11 protein-coding genes and 1 pseudogene are annotated in these 12,059 nt (G+C 58.9%); 7 read left to right on the forward strand and 5 right to left on the reverse strand.

From position 1 onward, the window contains the following. Positions 1-18 precede the first annotated feature (18 nt). Positions 19-267 (forward strand): annotated as a pseudogene (locus ATY80_RS11995) (HlyD family type I secretion periplasmic adaptor subunit); the annotation flags it as partial. Positions 268-737: 470 nt separating this feature from the next. Then, positions 738-1,037 carry a transcriptional repressor TraM gene (locus ATY80_RS12000; protein ID WP_088692651.1) on the forward strand — a complete coding sequence of 100 codons (300 nt, stop codon included), beginning with the start codon at positions 738-740 and terminating at the stop codon, positions 1,035-1,037. Here the strand turns inward: ATY80_RS12000 and ATY80_RS12005 are convergent, their stop codons facing one another. After that, positions 1,038-1,742, reverse strand: a complete 705-nt coding sequence (locus ATY80_RS12005; RefSeq protein ID WP_088692721.1) for an autoinducer binding domain-containing protein — start codon at positions 1,740-1,742, stop codon at positions 1,038-1,040. Between the two features lie 287 nt (positions 1,743-2,029). Between ATY80_RS12005 and ATY80_RS12010 the strand changes: the two genes are divergently transcribed. The 4 genes from ATY80_RS12010 (at position 2,030) to ATY80_RS12025 (ending at position 5,578) form a co-directional block, all read left to right on the forward strand. After that, positions 2,030-3,655: a hypothetical protein gene (locus tag ATY80_RS12010; protein ID WP_088692652.1), complete on the forward strand. Its 1,626-nt coding sequence runs from the start codon at positions 2,030-2,032 to the stop codon at positions 3,653-3,655. Continuing rightward, positions 3,645-4,640 (forward strand): dienelactone hydrolase-related enzyme, encoded by a 996-nt coding sequence (locus tag ATY80_RS12015; protein ID WP_088692653.1) that lies wholly within the window; start codon positions 3,645-3,647, stop codon positions 4,638-4,640. The genes ATY80_RS12010 and ATY80_RS12015 overlap by 11 nt, the downstream gene beginning before the upstream one ends. Before the next feature lie 144 nt (positions 4,641-4,784). Continuing rightward, on the forward strand, positions 4,785-4,964 hold the full coding sequence (locus tag ATY80_RS12020) for a hypothetical protein (RefSeq protein WP_018010295.1): 180 nt from the start codon (positions 4,785-4,787) through the stop codon (positions 4,962-4,964). Further along, positions 4,961-5,578 carry a hypothetical protein gene (locus tag ATY80_RS12025; protein ID WP_088692654.1) on the forward strand — a complete coding sequence of 206 codons (618 nt, stop codon included), beginning with the start codon at positions 4,961-4,963 and terminating at the stop codon, positions 5,576-5,578. The genes ATY80_RS12020 and ATY80_RS12025 overlap by 4 nt, the downstream gene beginning before the upstream one ends. A 23-nt stretch (positions 5,579-5,601) precedes the next feature. Here ATY80_RS12025 and ATY80_RS12030 read toward each other — a convergent pair whose 3' ends face one another. Genes ATY80_RS12030 through traA form a run of 4 tightly spaced genes read right to left on the reverse strand, consistent with a single transcriptional unit; the run spans position 5,602 to position 11,534 of the window. Next, entirely contained in the window at positions 5,602-6,219 is a 618-nt protein-coding gene (locus tag ATY80_RS12030) for a TraH family protein (protein ID WP_088692655.1), read from the reverse strand. Between the two features lie 14 nt (positions 6,220-6,233). Further along, positions 6,234-7,400: a conjugal transfer protein TraB gene (locus ATY80_RS12035; protein WP_088692656.1), complete on the reverse strand. Its 1,167-nt coding sequence runs from the start codon at positions 7,398-7,400 to the stop codon at positions 6,234-6,236. Further along, a complete protein-coding gene (gene traF, locus ATY80_RS12040) occupies positions 7,390-7,953 on the reverse strand; it encodes a conjugative transfer signal peptidase TraF (protein WP_189637139.1) in 564 nt (187 codons plus the stop codon). Before traF ends, ATY80_RS12035 begins: the two co-directional genes overlap by 11 nt. Beyond that, entirely contained in the window at positions 7,953-11,534 is a 3,582-nt protein-coding gene (traA, locus tag ATY80_RS12045; protein ID WP_088692658.1) for a Ti-type conjugative transfer relaxase TraA, read from the reverse strand. Before traA ends, traF begins: the two co-directional genes overlap by 1 nt. Before the next feature lie 252 nt (positions 11,535-11,786). Between traA and traC the strand changes: the two genes are divergently transcribed. After that, positions 11,787-12,059: a conjugal transfer protein TraC gene (gene traC / locus ATY80_RS12050; protein ID WP_088692659.1), complete on the forward strand. Its 273-nt coding sequence runs from the start codon at positions 11,787-11,789 to the stop codon at positions 12,057-12,059.

Below are 12,059 nucleotides of genomic sequence, written 5' to 3' on the forward strand. Positions count from 1 at the left end.
ACGGCTATATACCCGGGACCGGCTCCGCCTATCATGCAGATCGTCCCGGATAACGACCTCCTGACGCCGGAGCTCAAGCTGTCGCCGCAAAGCTATTACAGCCTGCGCGTTTCAGTTCCCGCAGAAGAATGGGCACGGCTGGGCAATCTCACACCTCTCGCCGGGATGCCGGTGGAGGCATTCGTTCAGACAGGCGAGCGGACAGCGCTGGCCTATCTTGCAAAGCCGCTGACGGACCAGGTGGCTCGGGCGTTCAGGGAAGAATAGGGCGTCCGCGCGCCATGGGCGTGTCGGGAATTGGCATCGTCGCGTGAGGGCCTGGGCGATGCCATTGCGGACCTCCATATCTATGATGGCGTCTTTTATCATGGATATTCAGCGTGTTGGGCCCAACGTGTTGAGCCTAACCAAACTAGATGGCCGCCGGTTCGAACGTGTTCAAGAGCTAGCAAACGGCTAAATCCGCTATAAGAAAGGCCGTTCGCGGCAAATCACTTCCACGAGAACCGGCAGAACTGGGGTCGGAGCAAGAATTGTTCCCCCCATGTTGGGTGAAGTGCAGGCGAAAGAAACCGGCTCCGTCGATCAAATAAAAATTGCTGCAAAACTGCAGTGGATGCGTCCCGAACCAATCGCTAAAATAACTCTCAAGGCCGTACGCACTGTTTTGCTCGATTCTCACACGAGCAAACCTGTTAGCGTACACAGCAGGCTGTGCGTAGGCGTTGGGAGAACTTATGGGCTACGAGAGAAACGACACTTCCAAAGACATCGACCTGCGGCCGATTGTCGGATTGCTCTCTAACGAGTCCGAGCAAGTCATCGAAATCCTGACGGTTGGCGCGATCAAGAAACATCGCACGCTTGTCGACCGCGCCGAAAGAATGTTCCAAGTCGCCCATGCAGGAGACCGAGGCGACGAGAAAGAGCCTAGTGACGCTCACCTAGCCTATCTGGAGGCAACGATCGAAATGCATGCGCAGATGTCTGCGCTCACAACACTTCTCAACATTCTGGGTCGAACGCCGAAAGTCTGATCAAATCAGGCCACGCCGAATTGCCAGAGCCACGAGCTGCGTGTTGTTGCAAAGGTCATAGCGCCGTCGTGCCTCGGCGAGCGCAATGCGGACGGTATTATATTTGACATGCTCGATCTCAGCCGTGTCTTCCACCGTTTTGCCGAGTGAAAGCCACCGCGTGTAGGTTCCCTCCTTTGGAGAGAGGTAAAACGGTTCCTGGATTGAAGGCGTTACCTTTAGCTGCTCAATGCGAGCATGTAGCTGCCCAACCGCAGAGGATGCGGAGATCGGATCGATTTCGTCCTGCGCAGTCAGAACGGACTTTGGAGAGACGAAGCTGAGGACTGAGATGGCGCCACTGGAAATCGCAATTGGAATGGTGATGCCTGAACGGATCCCGAACCGCGCCGCAGTTTCATAGAAAGCCTGGTCTTCCTCCGGCTGCGTTCCTTTTCGTGGGGTACCAGACCAGATAAAGGCGCGGCGTGATTGTTGGGCGCGCTTCATAATCGGATTTCGTCGGTCCAGGTCCAACTTTCGGCTTCGTTTCAGCCAATCGGGATGAAGGTTCGATATCACGTAAAAGTCGCCCGGCAGCATTTTGGCATAATCGTAGCCGGAGAATTCGAACCGTTCTGCCAAATCCGCCAGGGCGGCCTTCAGCGTTGCATCGTCATGCGCGACAGCGCTGATTTCTAAAAGCCCCGCGACTAGTTGGTCCATCCAAATCCCCTTCATTCGGTGCCGCTCCTCCCGTCCCGGAGCGGCTCTTGGCGACAGCAGCGGAACGTGGACCGGCTCCTGCCCGACCTCTTCTGCCAACGTTGACGAGCGCAACGTGCGCACGCCACTCAGCCTGAGGTTGATTCATCTACTTCCGCATGTCGACCACTCGCTATGCGTTTGTGCGAACTTTATCCAACCTGAATTCGATAATGGGTGATTGAGTGATTTGGCACGATGTAATATGAAGTGCAGCGAAACGAAACGAAATCAGAACTGGTAATCGATTGTTTCAGAACGGGAAATTATTTCTGCCACCGCCGAATGACGGCAGTGACTGGAAGGAATTGTTCAAGAAACTGGCCGCGGCGGGCGCAGGCAGAGCACTCGGTGAAGACGGATTTCCAGCTGGACCATGGACGCCAGAGCTACTTGCCGAGGCTATCTCACAGATCGATTCGAACCGCGCTGGGGTTGATCTGAGGACAGTTCAGCTTTGGTTTCAGGAAAACGACCGGGGAATTAGCGCGGCGAATATTCGTTGGCTTGCGAGGGTTTTCGGATGTGATGATCCGGAAGCCACGGCCGCATGGCAGGTCGAGCTAAGTGCCGCTCAGGCGCGGCTTCAAGCCAAGAGACGGGAGGCGAAAAAGGCGGACGGCCGTGCGCCAGAACGTCCAGATTTGTTGCCTGACCCCAAAATTGACGACGAACTCTCGTCATCGGTCGAGCCAAAACCCGACACCGAACCAGAACCCGATGCCGATCGGAAGAAACAGCGCATCAGTTTAGCGCGAAGATCGGAGACGCTTTTTAGCGGCGGCTCGCCGCTGAACTTGCCCGCGGTGGTGTTTGCAGGCGCCTCCGCTCTTGGCTTTCTGTCCTACATTTTGGGGATCCACAGCGCCGTTTACCTCCGCGCGGATAACGTTGTGAAAGAGGTTGGATTTCTCTGGGCGCCGAATTGGACCCTCCTCTTCATGGTGCTCTTGCCGCTGTTTTTCGCACTCGTCGCCCAACTGCTCGCCTTTTGGACAGGGGAGGGACGCGTGAAGCTGTCGATGTGGAGCGACACGACGACAAGTGGCGATGACTGGGCACGTAATGTGGACGCGTCCTCCTTTTCATATTGGGCAGTGTTCTTGATCTGTGTGTTGTTCGCCGGTGTTTTCCAATGGATTGGCGTTTGCCTGATCCCATTGCTGGAAGGCGGAGCAGACTACGCGACAAGCTGGGGCACGCTGGCAATTGTGCGACCGGAGGTCATTTCGGTCCCGGTGTCGATCGCGTTCACTGCCCTCGCTTACCTCTATATGTGCCTCTGCTTTTACCTATTTTTTGCCGGGCTCATTTTGCTCCACACGATGATCCACGATCTCAGAAGAATTGGCCTGGACGCAACGGTCCTTCGGCAAGGTGGGTCTCAAGGCGAAGTACATGAGCTTTGCTTAAGATTAATGCGTGGGATATTTCGTTGCACAATTCTAGGCCTTCTGGTCGCGTTGTGCATGAAGGCTCAAAGCTCCTATCTGACATCGAACGGCAAAAACATCCTCGACTGGTTGGCCGGGGATTTGTCCTCAGCGCTGGCTGGTCGTGACAGTGCCAGCAATGGGTTCCACTATCGGATGCCTACCCATTACAGCAGCCTGCTTGTTGCACTTTCGACCATCGTCGTCTTTGTCTACGGTTCGATCTGCCTGCGAGGTATAGGCACGCGATTTCATAAACCTCTCTGGACGATGGCGGCGATCGTGACATTGCTGTTTGTCACTTACTTGCTGGTTGACGCGTTCGTGGGATTCTCAATCGTTTTGACTATCGGTGTGGTCGTCGCGGTGTGCAGCCTGATTGATCCTGGCCTCGGCAGCCGGCGATCCAATGAAGTAGGAAGCAAGCAAATTGTATCTTAGGTGGCTTGATCGGTGGGATGAACAGCGGGCGCGACGCGGTGAAGACGGGAAGGAGGCGACGAGTTTCATTCTGGATGCCGACCGTGCCTTTCCAGGTGAGAAAATCGACAGCATCCGCGAATTTTTTGCGCGAGCGGATGAAGCGTCGGCTGACCATAAATTTTTTGATGAGCCAAATGGCGGCGATCAATGTTTCGACGTGAGCGAGCATTGGATTAAATTCGCATCGGACATTTCCACCGATGTCGCAGAGAACAACATTGTCTGGGCGAAAATCACCAAAAGTGGATCCCTCGACAAGGCACTGGTGATCTTTCACCATTGGAACGCACGGGCTCGAAACGCTCAAATTGCCGGCTTTTTGTCACGGCGCGGCATCACAGTCGTCGAGATCGCAATGCCTTATCATTTCGAGCGTAGCCGTCCCGGCTCATTGCACGCGGATTACATGCTGAGCGCCAACCTTGGTCGAACGATCCAAGCCGTGAAGCAGGCAGTGTGTGATGGAAGAAAACTCATCCGCTGGCTGAAGGGCGAAGGCTACCGAGAAATCTCCGTCCTCGGCATGAGCCTCGGATCTTGGGTCGCAGGATTGATTGCGGCCCATGATCTGGACGTTTCGAAGGCCTCGCTGTTTCTGCCAGGTGGAAGCCTTGCGGATATGGTTTGGACTGGTCGCGCCACACGAACTATCCGCAGCAGCCTCGAGCGAGAGATCGAGCTGGCTGATTTCAGGCGAGCATGGGCTCCCCTCAATCTCGAAAACTACACGCATCGTTTGGCTCGGCCGGATCTCGATATCCAGATGGTGCTCGCCAGGAGAGACACGGTCGTGATGCCAGAGCTATCGGAGAGCTTGTTAGGCAGTTTGAAGAACGCCGGCGGCCGACCGCAGGTACTGAAACTAAATTGTGGCCACTATTCCCTCGGGAAGCTGCCGTACATTCTGTATGCCGGTTTAAGCTTAAAACGGTTTCTGTCTTGAGTTGACGTATCGGATGGAAGAAATGAACGTTTGCTGCGTGTCCGCGTTAGGAACTCGACCCTGGCATCTGCCCGGTCCAAGTTTGCGCTTTTGCAGGAATCCCTGTAATAAACTACGAGAAATTAGCTCAGGAGGGCCTCGACGATGACAGACATCCAGCTGGAGGCGCTCATCGCGCTCATGGAAAAGCGGGCGGAAGACGCCGCCAAATCTCCGGACGATGCACGCCGTCATTTGATGGACGCCGGCATTGTGTCTGCCGATGGCAAGCTCGCCCCGGAATACGCACGCGACGACGACGCAGAGGAAGCGGCCGCCGCTTGAGTTCCAATTATCCCGCATACGTGCTCGGCTACCACGGCTGTGACAAGGCGGTTGGTATGGCTGCGCTAACTGGCGCATCGCCCCTTCTTCCGAGCGAAAAAGCGTATGACTGGCTTGGCTCCGGCATCTATTTTTGGGAAAATGACCCCGAGCGTGCACTCGAATGGGCGACGCAAAAAGCTGAATCCGGCGCATACAACGAGCCTTTCGTGCTCGGCGCAATTATCGATCTCGGCAACTGCCTAGACCTCATTACCCGCAAGTACGTTCCTCTGATTCAGACCAGCTACCGCATGCTGAAAAGCCAGATCGAGGCCACCGGCGGCAAAATGCCGGTGAATTCCGATGCCAGAGGCGACAAGAATTCCGACAAACTGGTTCGGAAGCTGGATTGCGCCGTTATCAATTACGTCCACGAGATCGCCAAGGAAGCCGCCCTTCCGGCATTCGACACGGTTCGAGGGCTGTTTCCCGAAGGTAATGAAATTTACGATGGCGCTCGCTTTCACGAGCGTACCCATACGCAGATCGCCGTTCGCAATGGCGCGTGCATCAAAGGCTTCTTCCTTCCGCGAGGCGAAGCGCCGGCGCTGACTTTTCCGGTTTCGCCATAGCGCCTACTCATCCGCAGCGCTCGTTATTTTTGTCCGCCGATCCGCGAAAGATCGATCCTCATTCCCGCCTCCGTGGCCTTGCCCGGCTCGGCTGATTGTGAGGTATCTTCACTTTCCGGGGGAGGCGCCACGGGATCCTCATCTTCAGCAGGCTTTTCTGAGCGCGGACCTAAGAAGGTCGGGCCTCCAGGATCTTGGGCACGGAACACGTTGTCGCCCTCGAAGGTGCCCGTCTTCCAAGCGTAAATCGTATCGTCGATCAACTGCGGAAGAAGCTCCGTGTTCGTGGGGCGGCCATACCATTTGGTGACGATCCGAGCGACCTTTGCAAATATGCCTGTCCCTGTTCGCAAATTCGCGCAGGCGTCGAACATGTCCGGCTGAAGCTGTGACGGGTCGCTAACCCCAACGCCCGCCGGAAACTGAGTGATGCCGACTCGTACGATGGCATGATTGACATAGTTCTTGACCACACCCATGGCCTCGTCGGGCGAGCGAGGCTTGGGGATGAGCACCAGCCGACCATCAGCCTTCACCGTTACGGCCAGTGGATCATCGGAACCGACGGCCGAAATGAACTGTTCGACGATAGCGGGGGGAACGCTTGGATCCGCGCATTTCGCGATGAGGGCAGCGTCCATGGTCTTTCTCCAGATCAGGTGTTGAAGGACATCACGAGAGGTTTGCCGAACAGCCGTGCCCAGGCTTGCGTGCTGGCGCGCTGAATGGCGATGATTGATGTCCCTTTGGTCCACCAGCCGTTTCCGACGACGATGATGAGGTCTGGACCATGGACCATCGACTGCAGGACGGGCCAGATGATCAGCTGCTCGTAGCAGATGAACGGAGCGACGCGCTGGTCCCCGACGGTCACGATTGGATTTGCGAAGAAGTCCGCTCGGGCTCCGCCGCCTCTTCCGATCAATGGCAACCAGGGCTGCCACATCGAGCCAGGCACCGGCATGCGTTCCCGATAGAGGATCTCACTTTCGGTGGCCGAGACGCGAACCAGCACATTATCATATCCTTCCGCATCGACGACAGCCACGCCGGCGATGAGGCTCAGATCGGCCCCGGCAAGCTGCTGCCGCCACACGCGTTCGACCGACGGCGTCCAAAAACCGAGAGCACTTTCAGGCAAGAGCATGTAGGCGGTGTCGGACCGGCGCTGTGAGCGAAGGGTTGCAACAAGGTCACTATGACGAGCAAGACTGTTATCGCGACCCAGACTATTTCCGAGCTGCAGGTCGACGCCTTGCCAAGCCCGCCCTATGTCGGGAGCGGTCCAGAATGCGGCGGACCAGAGCCAGAAGCCTACGAGGGTCATGGCTGCAGCCGGTCGATATCGCGTTGTCATGATTGCGAGACTGGCTGTCACTGCCGCAAGTCCGGCCCAACCCCATCCCGGAAAAAGGACGCCTGCTGCGGTGATCGGATGCGCCCAGCCGACAATGCCGAAGGGCGGAAGGGCCATGAGAAACATTGCGATTGTATATCGCAGGGCTTTCCAGGCGCCGGATCGACGCGACCAGAGTGTGGCATGGACAAGAACGAAGCCTGTTGAGGCCATAAGCCACAAGATCAGTCCCGGCCAGATGTCCGCTTGATAGAAGGCAGCCACGCCTTGCGGCAGACCACGCGCCGCCGCCAGAAAATAAGCCGCCGAAACGAGACTTGCTGCCCGACGACTGCGTGCCAGCGACCAGAGCATGGGAAACGCAATTGCTGCGGGAAGCGCCAATATGTGCCCGCTCCAGGCAATAAATCCGGTCGAGGCAGAAGCCATGGCGAGGGAAAGCGGCTGGAGCCAATCAGGGCGCATAGGTGAGCACCTGTTTTGCTAGGCCGAGGACACCGGCGGCAGGGACCGGCCCGAAATACCGGGAGTCCCAGGATCCGGGGAATGGCGAATGGAGGAACAAAAAGCCGGCCGGAATCGTCCCTCCTGCATACGGGCGCAACAGCCGCCCCTGGCCATCCTGTGAGATGAGGCTCGAGCTTGCGATTGGCCGCCCGTCGATCGTGACGCCGCCGGCGACATCGATGCGCTGACCGCCGACTGCCGCAACCGTTTTGATGAGGGGACCAAAGCCGCCCGGGCACAGGCCCGAGCGAAGGTAGCCTCGCTCGAATCCTTCGGAAACGGTGTCGGTCTTAGGTGGGCAGACGAACACCATGTCGCCGACCTGAACCGGGCGATCGAGTGGTGTGACACGCCAGAGCCCGAGCGGCTCGCTTGGCATGGTGTTGATCCGCAGGCCGCCGATGGTGCCGCCGACAATCACCGTGAGCGCGACGCCACATGACATTGCGAGGAGAGTGAGGGCTTGGCGCCTTTGGCGGACTACGGCCGGGGTGGAAGAAGCATGAGACATCATTTCAGCGACAACCCTTTCGTCTGGGTCCGCCGCATGGTCTCCGCCTGCTTCAGCGCCACGGCTGTCCGCTCATGCGCAGCCAGTTGTTGGACGGTGCGAATCGTGTCCCAGGCCGATCGCAGCTCGTTCTTCTGCGCCGGCTGCATACCCGCGGACGCTGCCTCGAACGCCTTCCCGTCCGCTGCCTTTGCCGCAAGCGGCAGGAAGGTTCGTTCCCCGAAGCGCTGCGACACGGCCTTGGCAAAGCCTTCGAGCTCGGCCTTCACCATTCTGTCGGCCAAAGCGAACTCAAGACCGGCAGGGATATCGTTTCGATCGATCGCATCGCGCACGCGCTCGAGCACCTGCTTTGCGGACGCGGAGAGAGCGGGAATATCGAGGGAGAGCTTGGTGCGGACGGCACGTTCCTCGTCCTCATAGCGGCTGGCCGCCTCTGCCCGTTTCGCAATGAAGCCTTGCAGATCGCGGGCAAGGGCTGGCGCGTTCACAAGTGCTGTATCGCGCGCCTGCTTGTCGGCGCTGCCTGCAAACAGACCGGTCTTCCCCTTCAGTGTACCGAAGCTTTCCGGCTGCTCGGCAATCCGCACAATCGTCGTTGCTGCTGTCGTCTCATTCGCCAGCATCGCGTCAACATTGATTGCCTTGAAGGCGGCCTGCGGATCCGCAAAGACGTGATGGAAGCGAGCGGAAACCTCCTGCCAGCTGTCCTTCAGGCCGGGATCGGCCGAGAGCCTGTCTTCGACCGCCTGAGCAATCGATCTGGGGAAGGTCGTCGTGCCTGAGACCATGGGTTTTGCCTCCTTGATTACAGATGTTGTGGATACGGTCGGCTTCGCTCCGCCAAGTCCGAGCTTTGCAGCAACGGCGGCAAGGCGCGCGCCGAGCGCGGCGAGTTTCGACGATTGACGGACGGTCCATTGAAGCCGGTCGTGTGCGATGGTGCGGGCGACATTCATGAGATGGAGGCCACGCGCCTCCGCAAAGCGAAGCGCGGCGCGATAGTGCGAGGCGTCCTGATAGTCGAGCGTCGTTTCTTTCGATCCTGCACGCGATAGCCGCTCATGGAGCCGGGCCATCGCCAGTTCCTCGATCGGAACGACTTTCCAGGAATTGCGGTCAACCTCGGTACCATCAGGGAGCGTGACGCGCTGCGATCCGACGTGCTTCAGGCCGATGCGATCACCGATCTCGGCTTTCGATTCATCCATCGCCCGCGCGAGATCGACACCCCAGACGGTTCGCTCCTGGCCATCGGCATAGCCGAGCGTCACGTAGTAGCTGTCCCGGTTGCCCGGCTTGTGTTCGTAAGGCGCTTCGCCATGAGCGATCAGCACGCCGCCGCGCCGTTGCGCAAACTCTTCCAGCCCGACATAGAGCTCGGCCGTCTCGCGGTGACGGGTCATGGCGACATAGGACAGGTGCCGGTCCAGCGTGCTCGACGCCAGCACCTTGACGCGATCGACGGTGGCGCCTTGGCTCTTGTGCACCGTGGTGGCGTAGCCGTGATCGACATTGGAATAGAAGCGCTGTTCGACCACGACCTGACGATGATTTTCGCCGTTGCCGATCTCAGCAACAAGCCGCCCCGGCTGGGCATCAACGACACGCGCCAACATGCCGTTCTTGACGCCGATCGAGCCTTCATTCTTCAGGAAGACGATCTGATCGCCGGCCGCGAAATGCCTCGTCCCGTCTTCCGTCTTGAACGCATGACCAGCCTCGATCACTCCTCGCTCGACCAGCCTGCTGCGCGCCATCTCGTTCAGCAAACGCACATCAACACGGCGATGGGCGAGGATCAGGGTGGCTTTGGCAGGATCGAAATCGTGGTCCCAGTCAGCGATCAAAGCTGCGATCGCCTCGTCCCTGGTCCAGGCGGTCCGCACCATATCGCGCTGCTCGTAAGCGTCGAGTGCTGCCGACACGTTTCCACGCGCCAGATCGAGGGAAGCATCGCGCATCCACTGCTCGCGCTGACGATAGATTGTCTCGAGTTCCGCATAGCCGGTCCGCTCGGCAATGGCGCGGAAGGCAGCGCCAGCCTCGATTGGCTGAAGCTGCTCGGGATCACCGACCAGGACGAGCTTGGCACCGGTCAAGGTTACCGCTTCGACGAAGCGCGCCATCTGCCTAGACGAAACCATTCCGGCCTCGTCGAGGACGAAGACGGTCTGTTCATCAAGCTGGTCTCGCTCCTGATCCCATCGCAGCTCCCAGGCGGACAGTGTGCGGGAGGCAATGCCCGCTTCCTTCTCCAAGCCCTCCGCCGCCTTGCCCGCAAGCGCGCCGCCAACGACCCTATAACCGGCCGCCTCCCAGGCTTCACGCGCCGCCTTCATCATCGTCGTCTTGCCGGCGCCGGCGCGACCGATCACGGCGGCGATCCGCTCCGGACCAGCGACATGTTCAATTGCGGTTTTCTGCTCATCCGACAGTCGGTCATGGGGGGAGAATGTGCCGCTCAGGACCGCTGGCTTGACGGCATGAGAGGATCGCTGCGACAGCCAGATCGCCTGATTGGCCATCTGTGCTTCAATGCGGATCAGCTCCCGCGTCGTGTATTTCGCCGGTACCCTGACGCCTGTGTCGAGATCCATACGCTCACGGTCGAGCCGCAGCGTCTGCGGGCTCCGCAGGATCCGCGCCATTAGGTCCTGGAATAGCGCCGCGTCGTCGATATAGCGGTAGAGGACCTTGGCGATGTCGCGGTCTTCGAAGACGCTCTTCTCGCGGGTGATGAGGTCGAGCACAATGTCAGGATTGCGCTGGATACGCAGGGCATTTTCAGTGCGTCGTTCCTCCTGCAGCTCCAACCGCTCTAGCGCAACCTTTTCCTCCGACCCGTCCCCTTTCCGTTCGATTGCCTTCGTCCCGACGCCAAGATGGATCGTCGGCGTCAGGTCTATCCCTTGCTTCTCGAAGGACCGTCCGTCGATGCGGAGATCGAGACCGGCCAGCGCCAGATGCTGGTTCTGACAAGCGAACCAACCATCTCGAAAGACATTGAATTCGTCGGCGCCGCCGGCCCAAAGCTCGTAGACGGTCCTGCCGGCATCGTTACGGACAGGATTACCATCAGGTCCCAAGACCGTGACCTTCTTGGCGCCAAACCCGTCCTCGGTGAGTGGGCGCAAGGTCGTCATCAGATGGATATGCGGATTGCCCGATGCGTCGTGAAAAACCCAATCGGCCACCATGCCCTTGGCGGTAATGTGCCGTTCGACGAAGTCGCGGACGAGAGCGATGTTCTGATCTGCAGAAAGCTCAATCGGCAGGGCGATGGTCACATCCTTGGCGAGCTGCGCGTCGCTCCGCTTTTCGAATGCCTCGACCTTGTTCCAGAAGGCTTCCGAGGCGCCGGAGACCGAACGATCTGTGATCATCTCCTGCAGCCATTCCGGTGCGTCTTCGGGGATGACGAACTCTTCATGCAGCAGTCGGTGCTTGCGGCTGTAGTCGATCGTGCGGGCTTCCCGCTCGAACTCCATCTTGGCGCAATGCCGGTAGGCCGCCGACAGCACAGCGCTGCGGCCGGAGCCACGGGCAACGATGCTGACTGAGAAATGCGGGACGGCCACGGCGAGAACGAGCTCCTAAATCGAACAAAATCAGACTGTTCGTCGCGAGCAGCAGGCCCCGCAAGGGGCCTTGAGCAAGGCGTCGCGTTAGCGACGTATAATTGCGCCCTTGGATCCGCTCCTTCGGAACGGCGGGATCATTCGCCGAAAGCTGACGCTTTGGCGAGGTGCAACATTGCACCTTTCCAGCGGGAGAAAATTCGGGGCAAGGTTCGGTTTCATTGAACTATAAGCCACGAGGAAGCGACGCCGATGAAGAAGCCAACCGCCAAGATCCGCGAAGAGATTGCTCGCTTGCAGGAGCAGCTCAAGCAGGCGGAGACACGTGACGCCGAGCGCATCGGGCGCATCGCGCTGCGTGCGGGGATCGGGGAGATCGAGATAGAGGAGGCTGATCTTCTGTCGGCATTCGAAGAGGTTGCCGGCCGGTTTCGCGGAGAAACGAAACCCGCCCAGGGGCGCAAGCCTGCGACCACGTCGCCGAACGGCGCTGGCGAGGCTGCGGGCCACTTTGCTGAGGCTTGA

The sequence above is a fragment of the Rhizobium sp. R711 genome, assembly GCF_002211365.1.
Taxonomy (GTDB): domain Bacteria; phylum Pseudomonadota; class Alphaproteobacteria; order Rhizobiales; family Rhizobiaceae; genus Rhizobium.